This is a genomic window from Macrococcoides caseolyticum, from assembly GCF_002902665.1.
Classification (GTDB): Bacteria; Bacillota; Bacilli; order Staphylococcales; family Staphylococcaceae; genus Macrococcoides; species Macrococcoides caseolyticum.
Genome location: NZ_PPRM01000025.1, coordinates 25,983 through 46,558, shown reverse-complemented (window position 1 = coordinate 46,558; position 20,576 = coordinate 25,983). Strand labels below are relative to the sequence as shown.

Genomic DNA, 20,576 nt, shown 5'->3' with positions numbered 1-20,576 from the left:
AACATAGAACGTAATTTTCAGAAATATCATTTCATAACGAAAAAAGCAGGTGAAACGTTAAGCGTTCCACCTACTTCATATTATTTCTGTTTTGCTAAATATGCTGCTACTTTTTTTGCATCTTCGCCATCGACTACCTTTGCCGGCATATTCCCTTTACCTTTGATAATGATGTCATGAATTTGCTGCTCAGAGTATTTGCTGCCTACCTTCTGCAGATTTGGCCCGCTCCCACCTTCAAGGTTACGTCCATGACACCCGACACAGGAATTATTTGCATAAATTTCTTGTCCTGGATCAGATGAAGTTGTCTTCTTCTCCGCTTCATCTGATCCGCATGCTGCAAGACCTAATACTGATAAAGCAATGATACCTGCATATAATTTTTTCATTGGTCAGCCCCCTAATATATGATTACTATAATTATAACTTATAATTCATAAAAAAGGAAAATTTATAAAATAATGTTACAGCTGACTCTTTAAGTATGCATCGATAAATAAATCTATATCGCCATCCATTACAGCATTTGTATTTCCGGTTTCAGCGTTTGTTCTATGGTCTTTTACCATAGAATACGGGTGAAATACATATGAACGAATCTGGCTTCCCCAGCCAATCTCTTTTTGTTCACCACGAATGGCTGCAAGTTCTGCTTCTTGTTCTTCTATTTTCTTTTGATATAGCTTCGCTTTAAGCATCTTCATTGCTTGCTCTCTATTCTTTATTTGAGAACGTTCATTCTGACAAGTTACTACAATACCCGTCGGCTGATGGGTAATACGCACGGCTGAATCCGTTGTATTAACGTGCTGACCTCCAGCCCCACTGGCACGATACGTATCAATCTTAATGTCTTCTGAATTAATTTCAACCTCAATATTGTCATTGTCAAATTCTGGTGTAACCTCACATGAGACGAATGAAGTATGACGACGTCCGGATGAATCAAATGGAGAAATCCTTACAAGACGATGAACACCTTTTTCCGCCTTTAAATAGCCGTAAGCATTGTGTCCTTTAATCAGTAAGGTCACACTTTTAATCCCCGCTTCATCTCCCGGCAGATAATCTACAGTTTCAACTTTGAAACCCTTTTTATCCGCAAATCGTTGATACATTCTTAACAGCATTTCTCCCCAGTCCTGTGATTCTGTACCACCAGCACCTGGATGCAGTTCTAATATCGCATTATTCGCATCAAACTCTCCACTCAGTAACATCTTAAGTTCAAAGTCATTTGCAATTTGCTGAAGTGTATTGAGCTGCTCAATGAGTTCCTGGTGTGTGTCTTCATCTGATTCTTCTTTATACATCTCAAACAGGACTTCGCTGTTTTCCAGCCCCTCTTCGAGTGTACTAAACTCCTGAACAACTGATTTTAGAGCATTATTCTTATTGATGATATCTTGAGCCTTATCTCCATCATTCCAGAAATCCGGGTCAGCCATCATCTCTTCATATTCCTTAATACTCGTCTCTTTTTCTTCTAAGTCAAAGAGACCCCCTAAAACTGTCAATCTTTTCTGCTAATGTTTCAAGTGTATTTTTTATTTCAAATTGTTCCAAATCAATCTACCCTCTTCCGTGACAATTTTTATATTTCTTTCCACTACCACAAGGACAAGGTTCATTACGACCGATATCCGGTTCTGATTTAACCTTTGGCTGTTGCTTCACTTTTTCTTTGCCATCATTTGCAACCATCGCTTCACCTTTACCGACTTGTTCTCGTTCTACTTGTTCTCCTCTATCAATGATTGATTTCAGAATATATTTTGAAACATCGTCTTCAATAGATTCAAGCATTGTATCGAACAAAATTAATCCTTCATTCTGATATTCACGAAGTGGGTTAATCTGACCATAACTACGCAGATGAATCCCTGTACGCAATTGATCCATTGTGTCAATATGATCTGTCCATTTCATGTCAATCGTACGTAACATGATCATACGTTCAAACTCATGGAACTGCTCCTGCAATTCTTCTTTTTGATGTTGATATTGTGCCATAACTTTACTCATTACGATATCATAGATTTCTTCGTTATCGCGTCGGCTAATCTCCTCAACTGATAATGCGCCTTCTGTCAAATACATATCTTCTGCATAATTTTTAAAGGCTTCATAGTCATGTGCATTCTCATCACCGGTAAAGTGATAGTCCACTGCACGACGCACAGATTGTTCAATCATTGCTTTCACCTGATCTGAACAGTCATCTTTCTCAAGTATTTCATTACGTTCCGCATAGATGATTTCACGCTGCTTACGCAATACATCATCATATTCTAACGTACGTTTACGGCTATCGTAGTTATTTCCTTCAACACGTTTTTGAGCAGATTCAACAGCACGCGACACCATCTTAGATTCAATCGGCTGATCATCATTCATGCCGAGCTTTGTCATCATCGTAGACATACGGTCTGAGCCAAAACGAACCATCAGTTCATCTTGTAATGACAAATAGAATCTAGAATAACCCGGGTCTCCTTGACGTCCTGCACGACCACGTAACTGATCGTCAATACGACGAGACTCATGGCGTTCGGTACCAATAACTGCTAAGCCACCAAGTTCTCTAACGCCTTCTCCAAGCTTTATATCCGTACCACGACCCGCCATATTTGTTGCAATAGTCACGGCACCTTTTTGACCTGCATTTTGCACAATTTCAGCTTCTCGTTCATGGTTTTTCGCATTTAATACATTATGGCGTATGCCTTTTTTCTTCAGCAACTCTGAAATGTATTCACTTGTTTCAACAGCCACAGTCCCTAGTAAGACTGGTTGTCCTTCTTTATGACGACGAATGACTTCATCCACAACAGCATGGAACTTCCCTTTTTCTGAAGCATAGATCAGATCAGCACCATCAATACGTTGTACGGGTTTGTTAGTAGGAATCTGCGTAACAGCCATATTATAGATATTTAATAATTCTTCTTCTTCGGTTTTTGCAGTCCCGGTCATACCCGATAATTTGTTATACATACGGAAGAAGTTCTGGAATGTAATAGAAGCCATCGTCTTAGATTCATTTTGAATTTCAACCGCTTCTTTCGCTTCAATCGCCTGGTGTAATCCTTCAGAGAATCGACGTCCTGGCATTGTACGACCTGTAAACTGATCAACGATGACAATCTCGCCATCCTCTACAACATAGTCAATATCTTTTAACATAGCGCGTTGCGCCTTTAAAGCAATATTAATATGATGCATTAAGTTAACGTTTTTCACATCATATAAGTTATCAACCTTAAACATACGTTCTGCTTTATCGATACCATTTTCAGTTAACTGAATACCTTTTGTCTTTTCATCATAGGTGTAATCAATATCGTCTTTAAGCATCTTAACAAAGACATTGGCCTGAATGTACATGCTCGTCGACTTCTCCGCTTGACCAGAAATGATTAAAGGCGTACGTGCTTCATCAATTAAGATTGAGTCAACCTCATCAATAATCGCGAAGTTCAATGGGCGCATAACACGTTCTTCCTTGTATGTCACCATGTTATCACGCAAATAGTCAAACCCAAGTTCGTTGTTCGTACTATATGTAATATCACAAGCATAAGCTGCACGTTTTTCTTCTGTTGTTAAACTATTTAGATTAACGCCTACCGTTAGCCCTAAAAAATTATATAGGTGAGACATTTCTTCTGCTTGTACACTTGCTAGATACTCATTAACTGTAACAACATGTACACCACGACCTGTAAGCGCATTTAAATAAACCGGCATCGTCGCCGTTAACGTTTTACCTTCACCGGTTCTCATCTCCGCAATATCACCACGATGAATTGCCGTCCCCCCCATAATTTGTACCGGGAAAGGGAACATTCCTAAAACACGACGTGATGCTTCACGCACTACTGCATAAGCTTCAGGTAAAATCTTATTTAAATAAGCTTCTTGTTGTTTATAATCTTCTATCTTTTGTAGTTCTACTTGATATTCTTTCGTTTTATTCTGTAATGCTTCATCTGATAAAGATTTCATCTCTTCTTCGAAAGTCTGCACTTGATCAGCAACTTTTCTCAAGGATTTTACTTCCTTCTTGTTGCCGTCAAACATCTTCTTAATAAATCCCATCGTGTTCTCTCCTTTAGTTACAAAGTACATTTGTATACAACATATAACTATAGCATGTATTTAATTGTAATTGAAATATAAAGGTTATGACAAAAGCGCCTTGAGCTATAGCAAAATACAGGACATATAAAGAAAGAAGCCGGAACTCAAGTTCCGGCTTCTTTCATCACTTACTATCGCTCAACTGACGTCTCAATCAATCCATACTTACCATCTTTACGTTTGTAGACAATATTTGTTTCGTTTGTTTCTCTATCGTTGAAGATGAAGAAATCATGTCCTAACATGTTCATCTGTAACACAGCTTCTTCAGCATCCATCGGTTTAAGAGCAAATTGTTTAGAACGAATGATTTCGATTTCATCCCCTTTTTCCTCTTCAGGTTCAGTACCAGGCAATACAGGGAAAATATCATTTTTCACACCTTTTTCACGGAATTTACGGTTTACTTTCGTTTTATGTTTACGTATTTGACGCTCTAATTTCTCAACAATTAAGTTGACTGCAGCATACAGATCATTATGACGTTCTTCTGCACGTAATGTCACGTCTTTAAGAGGGATCGTAACTTCTACTTTAGATTTACCATCTTGATAAGTTTTTATCTTCACATGTGCATTCGCTTCCGGCACGTTCGTGAAGTATCTTTCAAGTTTGCTAAGCTTCTCCTCGATGTAATTTCTGATTGCATCCGTTACAGTGATGTTATCACCATGAATTTCAAATCTAAACATAAAGCATCGCTCCTTTTGAAACTATTCTTATGATGTTTCTTCCTAACTCTATTTTACCAAATATTCAGGCTCTTGCAAACGCTAACACCTCTACTCGACAATCTTTATTGGATAATAATACACTTGCTGCCTGATGTACAGTTAAACCTGTCGTATAAATATCATCTATAAGTAATATACGCGCCCCTGTTTTTAGCGGTTGTTTCATATAGAAAACGTTGGTTTGCTGCAGGCGTTCTTTCTTCGTCATTCTGGACTGCTTATCGCGATATTGCGTTCCTAACACATCCTGATGGAGAATTTGTGCTGCATCTAATATTGCAGCAACTTGATTGAATCCTCTATCGTGCAGTCGTATTTTTGATATCGGCATCGCGATGATATAATCATATTTTTTAAAGAAGTATGCTGAGTAATGGTGTAATAATATTTCAGCAAATGCCTTGCTGAGGACATAGTCACCCAGTCCTTTATACTGTAAGATCATAGATTTTACAAAGGGTGTGTAATCAGCAATGGTATAAATTTTTTCTATTTTTACATTTAGTTTTGCAAGAAATAGACAGTCTCTGCATTCCATTTCATCTTCAGCAAGTTTTTTATGACAGTGTTCACAACGTCTCGTATCCATCTTCGTAAACGATGCAGTACACTGTTCACATAAAAATTTCGGCTTATGGAATAATGTATTAACTGTAAGGGTAAGTGGTATCAGCGCTTCACACAGAAGACATCGATTGATCATGCTTTTTATTCATCCTTTTAATTGTTTGTATTGCTTTCGTCATATGGCTGCTTAGACCTTCGTGAAAGAAGACGACTTCTCCATTCATACTTGCCCCTTTTCTATCGACCCTGCCTGCTATTTGTACGAGACTGTCCCATGTAAACTGTTCACTATTGATGACCCAGACTGATAAGTTCTCTTGCGTAAATCCACGCTCTAATATGGTCGTTGTAAATATAAAGCGATATTCCCCACTTCGAATGGCCTCTACTTTATCGTGGCGTTCATCATCATTTGAGTAAACAATCGTCCCCTCCGCTTGTAGAGATTCAGGAAGTGCAGCATAATATTTCTTCATTTGTTTAATATCGTTAAAGAAGATGAGCGTCGTATTAACAATATTTTTGAGTTTCTGTTCTAACGACCTGCTCGTAATTTTGTAATAGCGAAGTTTCGGTAACGGCAAGGGGCGATTATGATAGCGTGACGGTAAATAGATATGAGGTAGTTTCATTAAATGTGCAGGTGGTGTGGCTGACAGATAGATGATCGTTCCTTTTTCATGCATAGCCCGTTTAAGCACTTTTAACAGGCGTGGATCATAGTTCATCGGGAAAGCATCAATTTCATCTACGATAATTAATTCAAAATGTCCATTAAACTGAATAAGCTGCTGCACAGTTGTGACGATGAGATGACCTGCCGTTAGCACCTGATGACCTCCGTACAGCACATCAATCTGTATTTCTGGCATATATTCTTGCATGCGCAGTGCCAGTTCTTTTACCACGTCTGTTCTCGGTGCTGTAATTGCAACATTACATCCTTCTTTTCTTGCTTCAACAACTGCCTGCAGCATCATCTCTGTCTTACCTGCACCTGTTACAGCATAGAGCAGGCTATCTTGATTCTTACGAAACTGTCTCACAATATAATCACTCGCACGCTTTTGCTGGGCTGTAAGTTCGAACGGGAGATGGAGTGTTACAACTTCCGCCTTCTTCAGGCTTGGTTCAAGTGCTATAAAGTTCTCAGTTGTCGCATAATGAGAGAGACAAGTACGACAATACACAATCTCCTTCCCAACTCCCTCGTGGTAAAAGCTATGAAAGGAATATTGTCTATCGTTCAAACAATAGTTACAGTGATATTTATTCCCTTTTGTTATTACAGAAGGAATATTAGCATTATCAGTGATATGTTGCAGCATATTGACCTCCATAAAAATAAGCACACTTAAATAAGTGTGCTGAATTAATAATAATATGAAAGACTTTACTGAAAAAATTCGAACTTATGGTGTACATAACCAACACCAAGTGCTTTTTCTCCAAGATGCGTGCCGATAACAGGCCCGAAATAACTTTTAATTACATCTGCTTCTGGAAAGTGAGATTTAAAATGCTGTATGATTACATCTGCTTCTTCCTCTGCATTGGCATGTATGACTACAATTGTAGCTGGCGCAGCCACCTCTTGTTTAATTTTATTCTGGACGAACTGCACTGCTTTTTTCTTCGTACGTACTTTATCGTAGGGAACTATAACCTTATCTTCAAAATGCAATATCGGTTTTACTTGCAGCATACTTCCTATAATTGCTTGTGCGCCATTAAGACGCCCACCTTTTTGAAGGTTCTTCAAGTCATCAACCAGAAAATAAGCTTTTGAATCTGCTCTTATCAGCTTTAATTCTTCGATAATTTGTTCTGGTGATAATACATCTTTAAGTTCCGCTGCACGAAGTGTATACATACCTGCTACCATACACGCAATTTCACTGTCAAAGGCATACATATTGATACCTTCTACCATCTCTCCTGCAGTAATTGCATTCTGATATGTTCCACTGATTCCACTTGATAAGTGTATCGCAATACAATCCGTATAACCATCAGTTTTCAGCTGTTCTAATAATGTTATATATTCGCCTGTTGTCGGCTGACTTGTCGTAGGCAGCTGTTTCTCAGAACGCATACGCTCGTAGAACTGCGTTGGAGCATATTCAGCTTCAACAAAAACCTGGTCTTTGAATATTACATTCAGTGAAATCACGCGAATATCATAACGATCAATCATTTCCTGTGAAAGATAGCTCGTTGAATCAGTAATTATTGCCGTTTTCATTTACACCCTCCATTCCAATACATCCCATTTTATATTTTATACAGTTTATAAATAAAAATAAAGGATAAAGATATATGATAGAATTTTAAAATTTTTGTTAAAATAATGATTATAATATAAAGAGGTGACCTACTTGAAAAACTTTATCACAATTAAGCAGAATATTGAACAAGAAACAGTGATTAATAAATCACGATTTATTACGTATCTATTTAAAGTCGAAAACGAAGATGAGGCAAAGGCAAAGATAGACGAGATAAAAGCATTGCATAAAGATGCTACTCACAATTGCTCAGCTTATACAGTCGGTGACAGCCACCAGATTCAAAAGGCAAATGATGATGGAGAACCTAGTGGTACTGCAGGTGTACCGATGTTAGAATCTTTGAAGAAAAATGACATCCATAACGTTGTGGCCATCGTCACACGTTACTTCGGTGGCATCAAGCTTGGCAGTGGTGGTTTAATCCGCGCTTATCAAGGTAGGGTGTCTGAAGCGATTCAGCTAGCTGGTAAAGTAATCTATAAAAACGGTATGATTATTCAGGTAACATTACCATATGAGCTCTCGGGAAAGTTTGAACACGCCATCGACGACAAATTTATCATCATAAATCAAACATATACAGATAAAGTGATATATGACGTACAACTTGTTTCTGAAGATAAAGATGAATTCATTAACTTTGTTACAGAACTCACACAAGGCCTCCCGGTTATCCAAGTGAAATCTGAACTGATGCTTCCATTTGACATCAAAAATAACATCTAGAATGCTCTAGATGTTATTTCTTTATAATGCTGCGCATGAAGTTGAGTAATGGCTGATGGGTATCATCTATCAATCCAGTAAATTCAACGATTAATTCAATCGTGATAAGCAACAGTAGAACGATTAATATTGCACCCCACACTGAGGATAGATATAAGATGACTGAGGCAACGCTAAACAGTGCTGCAATTGAATAAATGAGTATCACTGTCTGAGGATGCGTATAACCAAGCTGCAGTAATTTGTGATGCAGATGTGATTTATCTGCCTGCATGATCGGCTTGCCTTGTCTATATCTACGAATCATTGCAAATGACATATCGATAAACGGCACTGCAAGGATGATGACAGGGAAGAATAGAGAAATTAGCGTGATATTCTTAAACCCAAGCAGACTAAGAACACCGATAATAAATCCTAGCATTAACGCACCGTTATCTCCAAGAAAGATACGTGCCGGATAAAAGTTATATTTCAAAAATCCGAGTAATGCTCCGATAAGTACACTACAGAGCATCATGATAAATATATTCTGCTGAATAATGGCGATAAACCCTATCGTCGCTAAGGCAATACCGGAAACGCCTGCTGCAAGACCATCCAGACCATCAACAAGATTGATCGCATTTGTTACAGCTACAATCCATAGTATTGTCATCGGAATACTAAAAATTCCAAATTCAATTACGATACCGAATGGTAAAGTAATCAAGTCTAACGTAATTCCGTGATAGACGACGATTGTTGCAACTCCAATTTGTGCAATGAGCTTGATTATGGCCGGAAGATCAATAAAATCATCAATAAGGCCCGTTATTTGTATGAGTATCGCACCGATAATAATTGGATATATTTCTTTTTCAACTGGCTGTCCAATCCATAAACCGAACAAAAATGCACATAGGATTATCACCCCACCCAGCATCGATACTGGTTTAGTATGTACTTTACGGTAATTGGGTTTATCGACAGCGCCAATGAAGTATGAAAATCTGATAATTATAGGTGTAAGTACGAAAGAGAATAATGCTGTTATAATGATTAGTTTTAATGTGAGCATGTGTACACCTCTTGAATTCATTCTTCTTAATAATATCACAATTAATGATGTTATCAATTAATTTATATAATAAGTAACAATTGACTATGCATTTTATTTATTTCATAATAATACGGTTAAGGTCTGATTATAAAATTATTTACGCAAAGCATCTTGCTTTGCTTATTTTTTAAAGGATGGAGAGGATAGTATGCAATTGAACAGAACGATAATGGATATTTTTTATACTTTAATCGGGTCAATTATTGTAGGCATAAGCTACAATCTATTTTTGTTACCTGGCAAGATTGCTGCAGGTGGTATTTCAGGTTTAAGTACGATACTTAATCACCTCTTCCACTCAGATCCTTCGCTTGTGCAATTTATCTTCAACTTACCTATTTTTATAATTGGTTGGTTCACATTAGGCCGTTCGTTTAGCCTGAAGACTTTAATTGCAACATTTATCGTGCCACTTACAATTTTTTTAACACAAGATATTGTACAATACGGCACTAAAGATGCATTATTATCTTCACTCTATGGTGGTATCGTGCTCGGTATCGGACTTGGACTTGTCTATAGAGGAAACGGTTCTACAGGTGGAACAGCGACCCTTGCTCAGATCGTCAAAAAGTATAGCGGTCTATCAAGTGGATATGCACAGCTCGTTGTCGATGCATTTGTCGTAATTTTCAGTGCTTTCGTATTTAATTTCGAACTTGCATTATATGCGTTAATTTCTATATTCGTTACAAGTAAAGTAATAGATATCGTTCAACTTAGAACTGGTGACAACAAACTTGTTTTTATCATTACTTCAAAGGAAACACAAGTAATAGATATTATTCACAATAAAATTGAACGTGGTGTAACCTCTGTCAATGCCTTTGGCGGTTTTGACCGCAATGGTAAAACCATATTGTTTTCTGTCATGGAACAAACAGAAGCAATTTATTTTAAAAATCTGATAACAGAAGAAGAGCCAGATTCTTTCGTAATCTTTATTAATACTTCTGAAATAATAGGACGAGGGTTCAGCACTGCAAAAATATACCGCTCAAAATAGGAAGGGGAGTAAATATGATTGAAGCAATTATCTATAATATCGCTGTAACTGTCAGTGGTATTTACTTATTCCATAGAATTCAGTTTTTTGAAGATAGGGAAATCGTCTTCAAGAAACCTTATATCGCACTACTCATGACCATTATCGCTATACTGTTATTGACATATCCGATTGGCTATAAAGAAATTTCGTTCAACCTTGCCTTTGTTCCTCTACTTTTTCTCGGTAGATATACAAACTTTTTTTATACATTTTTAAGTGCATGCATTATTGTTGTAGTAGATCTATATCTATTAGGAACGTCATTTCCTTCTTCGCTCTATTTGCTGATCATCGCTACTGTAGTGAGCATGGTCGGACCATTTATCAAATTACAGGACATACAAGCCATTCTAGTGCTGAATTTAATCAGTGTCTTAATCATCGCAGTATACACCTGGATTAAACAGACATTTATCATTAATGAGATGATACTTTTGATTATTTCCAGTTTCATTCTTTCTTTAAGTTCGAGCGTGATGTTTGTGGATATATGGCGTGTACAGAAAATGCTGAGTCGCTTCAACAAAGAACATGTCGTGGATTATTTAACCGGCTTAGGAAATGTGCGTGCCTTTGACAGATATCTAAATATCATCAGCCGCCAGTCCTCAGAGCAGAAACAGTCACTTTCACTATTACTTATCGATATTGATGACTTTAAAGAAGTCAATGATAAGTTTGGTCATGATGCTGGAGATGCAGTATTAAAACAAATGTCGCAAGTTCTAAACAACTATGTTCCTGATCAATCTAAAATCTTCAGAAATGGCGGCGAAGAATTTTCCGTTATCTTTAATGACAAATCATTAAATGATACAGTAAAGATCGCAGAGAGTATAAAAAATGGCGTAATAAACTCTACGTTCCACCTGCAAAATAGAGAAACGATTCATCTTACAGTAACAATCGGAGTCGGATATATTCCAAGATCTGAAATCAAGACACATCGTAAAATCTTTAAAGAAGCAGATGAAATGTTGCATGCTGCCAAAAACCAAGGCGTAAATACGATTATGTTCAATCCTATCATTAAGTAAAAAGGAGAAAAAGATGCTTTCAAACCAACTTTACGATGAACAAAAAGTAAAAGATGTTGCAATGCTTGCAGGTAGAATCCTCCTCGAAGCAGGGGCGGAAACTTATCGTGTAGAAGATACGATGACGCGAATCGCAGAATTTTACGGACTTCATAACACGCATAGTTTTGTAACACCAACTGCGATCATCTTCTCTCTTAACGAAAAAAGTTCGACACGCTTATATCGTGTATCAGACCGTACTACTGACCTCGAAAAGATTTCAGAAGTCAACGAAATCTCACGAGCGATTACATCAGGAAAAGTCTCTTTAGAATCAGCGAAGATGGCACTCGATATACTAGATAAAGCAAATCTTCAATACAAATTCTGGCTTAAAGTCTTATCTTCAGGTATCGTATCCTTGCTGTTTCTGTTTATGTTTGACGGCAGTCCGTCTGATGCAATACCTGCATTTATCAGCGGGCTCGCTGGATATTACATCTGTGAGCGCATAGGAGCATATTTTAAGATTCGTTTTTTTGCTGAGTTTGCAGGCTCAGTCGTGATTGCTCTAATCGCTATCGCATGTGTGCAGTATTTTTTTAGTGAATCGCTCGATAAAATCATCATAGCGGGTGTTATGCCTCTAGTACCAGGGGTTCCGATTACAAATGCAATTCGTGATATGATGGCAGGTCAGCTCATTGCCGGCATTACTAAAGGTGTGGAAGCGGCACTTACCGCTTTCGCAATTGGTGCAGGTGTTGGCGTAATCTTTATCATCTTCGGAGGTACAATATGATTATTTTTCAGGCCTTCATCAGTTTTTTCGCGACTTTGTTCTTTTCGATTATCTTTAATGCGCCAAGAAAATTACTTATTGCCTGTGGTTTTGTTGGCGCCATCGGCTGGATTGTCTACTATATTGCGAATTCAAACGGATTATCTGATGCTGTAAGCATTTTTCTTGGAAGCTTCGCCCTTAGTCTATGTGCACATATCCTTGCAAGAATCTACAAGCGTCCTGTCATCATCTTTAATGTATCAGGTATCATACCACTCGTCCCCGGGGGTGTCGCTTACGATGCAACAAAGAACCTGATTATCTCTGATTTTAGTGAAGCAATTATTAAAGGTAGTCAGGCGACATTATCTTCTGGGGCAATTGCATTTGGTCTATTGATTGCAGAAATGCTGTTTTTAACGACTATGAAAATGTATATGCATTTTCAACATAAGAATAAAAAAACTAGGAACATTTGACATTAGATAAATGTTCCTAGTTTTTTTCTTTCGGATTTCGTAGTTTATTCATGACACATATTCATTTTAAGTATAGAATAATAATAATGAAGACAGGAGGAATACAGATGAAAGAAAAATTAATTGATAGACTTACTTCTTATGTTGTTATCGATACGCAATCTGATGCTTCGAGCACAACAACACCATCAACAGATAAACAGTGGAATCTTCTTAATCAGCTTAAACAGGAGATAGAGCAATTAGGGCTTGAAACGGATATCGATGAATATGGTTACTTATTTGCAACATTACCATCAAATACTAATAAAGATGTTCCTGTTATTGGTCTGTTAGCTCATGTAGATACCGCTACAGATTTCACCGGAACAAACGTTAATCCACAGATTATTCAGTCATATGATGGGAATGATATCACTTTAAAGAGTGGTCTTAAGATTGAAACAGCAAAGTTTCCAGAACTCTCTCTTTACAAAGGACACACATTAATTACGACTGATGGCACTACATTGCTTGGTGCAGATAACAAAGCGGGTATCGCTGAAATTATGACAGCAATAGAATACTTGATTGCCCACCCTGAGATCAAACATGGCAAAATTCGTTTCGGCTTTACTCCAGACGAAGAAATCGGACGTGGACCACATAAATTTGATGTAGAGCGTTTTGCTTGTGATTTCGCATATACGATCGACGGAGGCCGTCGTGGAGAACTGCAATATGAAAGTTTTAATGCAGCAGGCGTCAATGTTACGTTTAACGGGGTAAATGTGCATCCAGGAAGCGCTAAAGATAAGATGGTTAATGCGCTCAACCTTGCAGTACGCTTCCAGTCTTCTTTACCGGCAAATGAAGTACCGGAACATACAGAAGGTTATGAAGGGTTCTTCCATTTGATGGAGTTGAACGGAAATGTTGAACGTGCACAACTTTCATATATTATAAGAGACCATTCTCGTGAGCAGTTTGAAGCACGTAAAGTAAAGATGCATGAAATCATAACATCAATACAGAACGAATATGGAGAACAAGCTGCGCATATCGAGATTAATGATCAGTATTACAATATGGGCGAGAAAATCACACCTCATCCACAGCTTATAGATATCCCCCTTGAAGTAATGAAATCATTAAACATCGAACCCATTGTCGAACCGATTCGCGGGGGTACTGATGGTAGCCAGTTATCATATATGGGTTTACCTACACCAAACTTATTTACAGGTGGAGAAAATTATCATGGCCCATATGAATATGTCTCTGTCGATGACATGGAACGTGCTGTTATGAATATCGTTGGTATATTACAGAAGTTTGAAGAGAAGGCTTAAGCATCCACATCTTCATCACTATAACAAGACCCGAATAATGCAGGCATAATTTATGTCTACACTATTCGGGTCTTATATTACTTACTTAATTTCATGATACTTTGAATCGCTTGCTGTAACTGTAATCCAATCTGTATATCTTCTGTATGCTCAGTAACTTCTGGATAGACATTTAATGGTACGACACTATCCTTTATATGCGGAGGAAGAAATTGTTTACCTGCAGAAAGATAGATATATTGCTTACTTTTGTCGATACGTTTGTTGATTTCACTGACAATCAATGAGCCTGATGTCTCTTCATTACTTCCTCCACCATAAATAATCATATCTGCTTCTTCTAATAACGTTTCAATATGCGTTCGTTCAAAGATGAGCTGTGCGGAAGTTCTGATATCTGCTTTAAAATATTGTTCAAAGATTGTTCTAAGTGCTCCACCATCGCCTCCATATGGAGAGCATGTATAATCTAAGCCGTGCTTTTTAAATTGCTGAAGCATATACCATATACTATTATCTACTCGTTGTTTAACGTCAAAAGCATGGTCCTGAACACTAATTTGACTTTTTTTTCCATAATTATGATATTCATGGTCAGAAATAATCTTGAAGTTCACATGTTTTAACCTTGAATCCATATCATCAAAATGCATGTAACGTACAAATTTAAGCAGCCCTTGATGCATCACATGTTCAATCAATCGCTGCTCTCGATCATAGAACTTAGCACCTAGTGCCTGTAGCATCCCAGCACCTGCATCGAATACGTTAACATTTCCTAATGAGATAATAAACGATGTTATTCCCATATCCACACCATTTATTATCATCTGGCCAAGTCCGTAACTTGAAGTTTCTTCAGGCACTTCGCTATTTAAGAACTGTCCCGCATCAATCAGCATTGTGTCATGAACAATGCGTGCAACTTGAATATCTTTTTCAACCAGATCACCATTATAAACTTGTCGTGAGAGTTTCGCTCCTTTTTCCCATGTAAGCAGGGCATCAATCATATTGTTATCGCTCTCAAATAATGGTACCATCACTACATTTGCATCTTCTATTTCTATCCCGTCATATACATACTGATTCGCATATTGAGAATATAACGTAAAGAAAGTATCCATCGCTATTAATATTTTCATTGTTTCCTCCAAAAATAAATAACTAATAGAAATTCTATTAGTTATCGATTGTTTTGATAAAGCATCGTACATTCTATTCTTCTGCTTTAGAAAGATTTGCTATTGTAATATTTCTATGACTGTCATGCCATTTCACAGCTTTATCTGAGAAATAAAAAGCTTGAGGGGATTCATGCTTTACTTTAGTTAAATCAGCAATATAATCTGAAAGTTCTCTAGCTTGCTGAACAATTAAGTAATAACCATTAATATCTCTTTCGTACATAAAGTTCTCAAACTGGTCATATGCACTTGCAGAGATTGGACAAGTATCAGAGTGTTTCAGGAAATATACATTCGTATGTTCATCTAATAATTTCTCGAACTGCTCGATTGTATTAATTTTAATCATCATCTTATTTTTTCCACCTATCTGTGCCTTCAAAGATAAAATATATCACGCTTCTAAATATTTAGCAATCTCATTAATATTTATTATACCCTTATCTTAATATAATACACATGATATAATGAAATAAATATCTTTATTGGAGGCTATCATGAATCAAAAATATCCATTAAAACGCTGGACTTTCGTAGATACCATTAATTTATGTCTGTTTATCTATGTAGTATTGTTTGTCATTGATTTCAAAAATCATAGTGGCCTTTCATTCATCATTATTGCTGCATTTATCGTCTGGGTGCTTACAGTAATTTCTAAAAATATCATCATATCGAAGAAACAAAAAGAACAACAATACTTAAAAAAATAAATGATACCATTATACGGTATCATTTATTTTTTTCTTCTAGCTTTCTTAAAGCTTCATAATATTCATCATCAATTGACTGAATATATTTTGTATTTTTCAGAATATCTTGAATCGGCATATTTTGTAACTTTGTTTCAATATTCATCGCAAGCTTACGTTCCCTATAATAGTTTATCAAGCTGTAATAAATTTCAATCGTTGCTTTACGCATCCCTAAAACGTGTTTAGAAGAGATCTGAGTCTGATTGAGCTTATCAACATTCGATTTTAGAAATGGGAGTAGCTTATTTTCAATATACTGCTGTTTTTGTTTGACAGTTGCATCAGTTGATAAATATTCAACTTTCTTTTTAAGCTGTTCACTATTATCATTAATAATGTCCGCTAATAATTCGTATTCCTTTGCATCTTTCCCCTTCGCTGAAACTTGATTTGCATATTGTTCACTTAAAGCCTTATTCTTTTCAAATACTTGCGTATATTGAAGTATCTTTTCATTAGATTGAATCGATTGATTAAATAACTTCATATAGTTTTCCAGATCCAGAATAAACTGTTTTTTCTTGATTAAATTTCTTTTATAAATGTTATGGACATCCTTTACTTCAGAGGTTTCAGGATTAATTGCCATTACTTTTTTTTCATAAACTTTCAGCTGAGGCTTTATCTTGTTATGTATTGACGCTTCAATTAACTTCAATTTCTTTTTCTTTTCTTCTGTCACTTCAGATCCAAGCAATTGATCAGCTTTATCTAATCCTAGTTTATCTAGTTCATGAACAAGCTTCTTTTCTTCTGATTGTACATCCTGCATTTCCGCTTTATAATTTTTAATATCAGACGTTACTTTATTCCCACACGCTGCAAGAATAATTGATATACTCATTATTAAATATATAAATATATTAATTTTATTCATATCGGCTCTCCTTAGATATCAATATTATACCTAAAAATGATTAGAATGAAAACATGATTTATTTTTTCAGACATGAAAGGAAGATTCAAAATGAAATTAAAACCTAATAACTTTATCAATCATTCACCTGATCACTATGCATCAGAGTACAAAATAATACAGCAAAGTCTATTGAACCTGCTCGATTCACCGGTGATTAAAACGTACCACATCGGATCTACTGCAATTAAAGGAGCAAATACTTCAGGAATTATCGATATTCTTGTAATTGTGAAGCGACTTCATGAAATAACGACATTAGATGAAAAACGTTTAAATTTATCAGGCTTCTATAGATTACATCATCCATATAAGAAAAAATGTGTCTTTTCTCAGTTTGACAGCCTTAAAACCCTTAATGAACAAGTTCGACTTCATATTGTTGAGAATGATAGTAAAAAACAAGTTCAGTATTTGGAAGGACAACGATATTTACTGAATCATATTGCGGAATATAATTATTTTAAACAGAAGATTGGTGCACATCTCAACTTGAAACAATATGAAGATGAAAAATCGTCTTGGTTTCTTCAATGTCTTTCTGTCTAATTATGCTATCCTTTGCTATAATGAGGAATGAATTCAATGAAAGGGCGAACATTTATGGAATTACACACTATAGTCGATCAACTGAAGAAATCTATTCAGTCAGAACATATAAAAATCAATGAACCATTAAAGAAATATACTTATACGAAAACTGGTGGCAATGCTGATATATATATCATGCCGACAAGTTATACAGAGGTTCAGGCGGCATTAAATATAGCTAGACAAAACGATATCCCAGTTACATTTTTAGGGAATGGTTCAAATATCATCATTCGCGATGGTGGTATTAGAGGTATCGTTATCAGTCTACTTAATCTTACCAAAATAAGAGTTCATGGACACAGTATAACAGCCAGCAGTGGTGCAGCGATTATCGATGTTAGCAGAATTGCAAGAGACCATCATTTAACTGGCCTTGAATTTGCGTGTGGTATTCCAGGCTCTGTTGGTGGTGCTGTATTTATGAATGCAGGAGCTTATGGTGGTGAAATTAAGGATGTGATCGATCATGCTTTAGTCATTAACCATGAGGGTGAAATCATCTCACTTGATAATCAGGCATTAGAACTTGACTACCGTACTAGTATTATCCAAAAAGAACATTTTGTCGTACTTGAAGCTAGTTTTAAGCTTGCTCCTGGGGATATTCAATCTATCCAGTCACAAATGGACATACTCACTGAACGCCGTGAATCAAAGCAGCCACTAGAATATCCATCTTGCGGGAGTGTGTTTAGACGTCCACCGGGCCACTTTGCCGGTAAACTGATTCAAGATGCACAATTACAAGGTCATACTATTGGTGGCGTGCAAGTCTCTGAAAAACATGCTGGCTTTATCGTAAATGTGAACGAAGGAACTGCGACTGATTATGAAAATATGATTGCGCATATTCAGGAAACTGTCTATAAAAATTCAGGCATAGCGCTAGAAACAGAAGTAAGAATTATCGGTGAACCCTTATAATAAAAATAGAAACTATTAGTCAAAAAGAGCTTGAGATATACGTTATGATATCTCAAGCCCTTTATTATTGAGCGCTTATTTCACTTCAAATTCTGTGTCATTATGAACATGAAAATCGGGTTGCTTTTCTGCATGTGCTGTAACTGTATATTTTCCACTCTCATTAAATATATGCTTTGTTTCATATTCTCCGATTTTACTTTCCTGCAAGTCCACCCACTCAGTCTTTCCAGAAGGTGCCTTCACTTCAAATCTTGCAACAGCTGCTTCTGTTAATGGTTTGCCTTCTGCATCCATTACATGCATCATTAATGTTGTTTCTTTATCTTTCTCTGCTTTAATGTCCATTATATGAATCATACCTGCATGATGATGATCTTGATGACTATGCTGTTGTGCAGCATCGCCAATCGTTATTTCTTTATTCGGCATTGTATGCTGGTTAAATGCTGTAACATGGCTGATAATGTTATATGTGCCATCTTCTTTAAAGTTATATGTAAACGTATAAACGCCATCTTTCGCTTCTTTCACTTTTTCTTTAACAGAATTTTTTGTATCGCCATCTTTAATCACTTCAAACATTACTTCATCAGCATCATTTACTTTTTCTTTCCCATGTTTCACGAGTGCTTTAATTTCTACTGTTTTCCCCTTTTCTACATGCTCAGGTACAGTTAGATCTACCGTTAACGGTTGTACTTTTTTATCAGATGTTGTTGCATGATTTTCATGCCCTTCATGGCCTTCTTTCTTTTCTTCTTTGCCACATGCTGCTAAAGCAACTGTGCATAGACCTATCATCAATAATTTTTTTGTGTTCATAATGTTCCTCCTCAATATTTATACGCTTACAATTATGTCTGTTTTACATATTTCTAGCAATGTCCAATTTGTGACAAATACTGTACTCAAAAAGAGCTTGCGACATTTGTCACAAGCTCGTCAAATATTAAGATTCAAATTGGAAGTCTTCGTCTGTTAATGCTTCTACGTTTAATGCGATAACATAACCGTCACCTTTAACGCTGAAGAAGTCATGGTTTTTCGTAGAAGTGTTTAAAGCATTTTCGATAATGGGATTGAATCCTTTTTCTTCGAAGTATGGTTCAAATCCTAAATTGGCTAATGCTTTATTACCGTTATACTGCACATAGTTGAGCACATCTTCAGTTAAACCTACGCGATCATATAACATCTTTGTATAACTTTCTTCATTTGCATATAATTCTTTTAGTAGGTCATACATTTCTTTATCTGCGCGAATTTTCTCATCTTCTGTCATTTCATTGCGTAAGCTTTGTGCATCCAATCCAGTAAACACACCGTGAATTGATTCATCAAGCAGAATCTTACGAATAATCTCTCCACTCGTCGTCATACGACCTTGACCAGCTAGGTATAGTGGATAATAAAAGCCACTATAGAATAAGAATGTTTCTAAAAATACACTTGCAACACGTGCCATATACTGATCATAGATTGTTGCTTCTTTGCCCCAAAGTTTATGGTATCTAGCAACAATCTTTTCTGATTTAAACTTTAGATGTGGTTCATTCACAACCCAGTTATCCAGTAAATCGTTCGTTTCAGCAGATGGTAATAACGTTGTAAAGATATGTGAATAACTTTTCGCATGGATTTGCTCCATCATCCCCATAAACGAATATACTGCTTTCTTTCTCAAATCTTGCGTATGTAGACCAATAAGCGGCATACCATCATCTGCCTGGTGCGTATCTAATCCAGTAAGTCCGGCAAGCGCATGATTAAATGTAAACTTCTCATCATCAGTTAACTCTTTCCAGCTTGCGATGTCTTTTGATACTTTAAATTCAGATTCTACCCACATCTGTGAGATATTCTGTCTCCAGAACATGTTCGTCATATCTTCTTGTGTATTCCAGTTTACAGCTATCATAATTTCAGTCCTTTTTATTGTTATACATATTTTAAAGGCTGATTGCTCAGCC

The 20,576-nt window shown here is 36.5% G+C and carries 22 protein-coding genes; 9 read left to right on the top strand and 13 right to left on the bottom strand.

The window, feature by feature from the left end:
* Positions 1–80: 80 nt before the first annotated feature.
* From cccB to CD152_RS04735, 7 genes are all read right to left on the bottom strand, one after another.
* Entirely contained in the window at positions 81–392 is a 312-nt protein-coding gene (gene cccB / locus CD152_RS04765; RefSeq protein WP_012656412.1) for a cytochrome c551, read from the bottom strand.
* Positions 393–467: 75 nt separating this feature from the next.
* A protein-coding gene (gene prfB / locus CD152_RS04760; RefSeq protein ID WP_232237398.1) for a peptide chain release factor 2 occupies positions 468–1,569 on the bottom strand; the annotation gives its coding sequence in 2 pieces (ribosomal slippage) (positions 468–1,496 and positions 1,498–1,569; 1,101 coding nt in all).
* A gap of 6 nt (positions 1,570–1,575) precedes the next feature.
* Positions 1,576–4,104, bottom strand: a complete 2,529-nt coding sequence (secA, locus tag CD152_RS04755) for a preprotein translocase subunit SecA (RefSeq protein WP_086038274.1) — start codon at positions 4,102–4,104, stop codon at positions 1,576–1,578.
* Between the two features lie 173 nt (positions 4,105–4,277).
* Positions 4,278–4,838, bottom strand: coding sequence for a ribosome hibernation-promoting factor, HPF/YfiA family (gene hpf, locus CD152_RS04750; RefSeq protein WP_012656409.1), 561 nt, complete (start codon positions 4,836–4,838; stop codon positions 4,278–4,280).
* A 64-nt stretch (positions 4,839–4,902) separates the two neighbouring features.
* On the bottom strand, positions 4,903–5,583 hold the full coding sequence (locus tag CD152_RS04745; RefSeq protein WP_103214457.1) for a ComF family protein: 681 nt from the start codon (positions 5,581–5,583) through the stop codon (positions 4,903–4,905).
* Positions 5,558–6,775: a DEAD/DEAH box helicase gene (locus CD152_RS04740; RefSeq protein WP_169926162.1), complete on the bottom strand. Its 1,218-nt coding sequence runs from the start codon at positions 6,773–6,775 to the stop codon at positions 5,558–5,560. Before CD152_RS04740 ends, CD152_RS04745 begins: the two co-directional genes overlap by 26 nt.
* A gap of 65 nt (positions 6,776–6,840) precedes the next feature.
* On the bottom strand, positions 6,841–7,692 hold the full coding sequence (locus CD152_RS04735; protein WP_012656406.1) for a DegV family protein: 852 nt from the start codon (positions 7,690–7,692) through the stop codon (positions 6,841–6,843).
* 133 nt (positions 7,693–7,825) lie between these two features.
* Here CD152_RS04735 and CD152_RS04730 point away from each other — a divergent pair, with 133 nt between their 5' ends.
* On the top strand, positions 7,826–8,464 hold the full coding sequence (locus tag CD152_RS04730) for a YigZ family protein (protein WP_086038266.1): 639 nt from the start codon (positions 7,826–7,828) through the stop codon (positions 8,462–8,464).
* Between the two features lie 13 nt (positions 8,465–8,477).
* On the opposite strand, the gene CD152_RS04725 is transcribed toward CD152_RS04730, so the two are convergent.
* On the bottom strand, positions 8,478–9,524 hold the full coding sequence (locus CD152_RS04725; protein ID WP_086038264.1) for a glycosyltransferase family 4 protein: 1,047 nt from the start codon (positions 9,522–9,524) through the stop codon (positions 8,478–8,480).
* A 190-nt stretch (positions 9,525–9,714) separates the two neighbouring features.
* Between CD152_RS04725 and CD152_RS04720 the strand changes: the two genes are divergently transcribed.
* The 5 genes from CD152_RS04720 to pepT all read left to right on the top strand — a co-directional run bounded on the left by CD152_RS04720 (position 9,715) and on the right by pepT (position 14,227).
* On the top strand, positions 9,715–10,572 hold the full coding sequence (locus tag CD152_RS04720) for a YitT family protein (RefSeq protein ID WP_086038262.1): 858 nt from the start codon (positions 9,715–9,717) through the stop codon (positions 10,570–10,572).
* Between the two features lie 14 nt (positions 10,573–10,586).
* The gene (gene gdpS, locus CD152_RS04715; RefSeq protein ID WP_086038260.1) at positions 10,587–11,651 is read left to right on the top strand and encodes a GGDEF domain-containing protein GdpS; all 1,065 of its coding nucleotides are present in this window, start codon (positions 10,587–10,589) and stop codon (positions 11,649–11,651) included.
* 13 nt (positions 11,652–11,664) lie between these two features.
* The gene (locus tag CD152_RS04710) at positions 11,665–12,435 is read left to right on the top strand and encodes a threonine/serine exporter family protein (protein WP_086038258.1); all 771 of its coding nucleotides are present in this window, start codon (positions 11,665–11,667) and stop codon (positions 12,433–12,435) included.
* Positions 12,432–12,896, top strand: a complete 465-nt coding sequence (locus tag CD152_RS04705; RefSeq protein ID WP_086038256.1) for a threonine/serine exporter family protein — start codon at positions 12,432–12,434, stop codon at positions 12,894–12,896. Before CD152_RS04710 ends, CD152_RS04705 begins: the two co-directional genes overlap by 4 nt.
* A 107-nt stretch (positions 12,897–13,003) precedes the next feature.
* Entirely contained in the window at positions 13,004–14,227 is a 1,224-nt protein-coding gene (gene pepT, locus CD152_RS04700) for a peptidase T (RefSeq protein ID WP_012656399.1), read from the top strand.
* A 77-nt stretch (positions 14,228–14,304) separates the two neighbouring features.
* Here the strand turns inward: pepT and CD152_RS04695 are convergent, their stop codons facing one another.
* Together CD152_RS04695 and ytxJ are read right to left on the bottom strand one after the other, a co-directional pair.
* Positions 14,305–15,372, bottom strand: coding sequence for a glycerate kinase (locus CD152_RS04695; protein WP_157820765.1), 1,068 nt, complete (start codon positions 15,370–15,372; stop codon positions 14,305–14,307).
* 73 nt (positions 15,373–15,445) lie between these two features.
* On the bottom strand, positions 15,446–15,766 hold the full coding sequence (gene ytxJ / locus CD152_RS04690; RefSeq protein WP_086038252.1) for a bacillithiol system redox-active protein YtxJ: 321 nt from the start codon (positions 15,764–15,766) through the stop codon (positions 15,446–15,448).
* 145 nt (positions 15,767–15,911) lie between these two features.
* Between ytxJ and CD152_RS04685 the strand changes: the two genes are divergently transcribed.
* The gene (locus CD152_RS04685; RefSeq protein ID WP_041635832.1) at positions 15,912–16,127 is read left to right on the top strand and encodes a hypothetical protein; all 216 of its coding nucleotides are present in this window, start codon (positions 15,912–15,914) and stop codon (positions 16,125–16,127) included.
* A gap of 19 nt (positions 16,128–16,146) precedes the next feature.
* Here the strand turns inward: CD152_RS04685 and CD152_RS04680 are convergent, their stop codons facing one another.
* Positions 16,147–17,046: an EMYY motif lipoprotein gene (locus CD152_RS04680; protein WP_086038250.1), complete on the bottom strand. Its 900-nt coding sequence runs from the start codon at positions 17,044–17,046 to the stop codon at positions 16,147–16,149.
* A gap of 90 nt (positions 17,047–17,136) precedes the next feature.
* Here CD152_RS04680 and CD152_RS04675 point away from each other — a divergent pair, with 90 nt between their 5' ends.
* Complete coding sequence (locus CD152_RS04675; protein WP_101039875.1) at positions 17,137–17,634, top strand: GrpB family protein; 498 nt, start codon at positions 17,137–17,139, stop codon at positions 17,632–17,634.
* Between the two features lie 54 nt (positions 17,635–17,688).
* Positions 17,689–18,603 (top strand): UDP-N-acetylmuramate dehydrogenase, encoded by a 915-nt coding sequence (gene murB, locus CD152_RS04670; RefSeq protein ID WP_012656394.1) that lies wholly within the window; start codon positions 17,689–17,691, stop codon positions 18,601–18,603.
* 75 nt (positions 18,604–18,678) lie between these two features.
* Here the strand turns inward: murB and CD152_RS11830 are convergent, their stop codons facing one another.
* Both CD152_RS11830 and nrdF read right to left on the bottom strand, forming a co-directional pair.
* Entirely contained in the window at positions 18,679–19,428 is a 750-nt protein-coding gene (locus CD152_RS11830; RefSeq protein WP_232237400.1) for a FixH family protein, read from the bottom strand.
* Between the two features lie 127 nt (positions 19,429–19,555).
* Positions 19,556–20,524 carry a class 1b ribonucleoside-diphosphate reductase subunit beta gene (gene nrdF / locus CD152_RS04660; protein ID WP_086038246.1) on the bottom strand — a complete coding sequence of 323 codons (969 nt, stop codon included), beginning with the start codon at positions 20,522–20,524 and terminating at the stop codon, positions 19,556–19,558.
* Positions 20,525–20,576 lie beyond the last annotated feature (52 nt).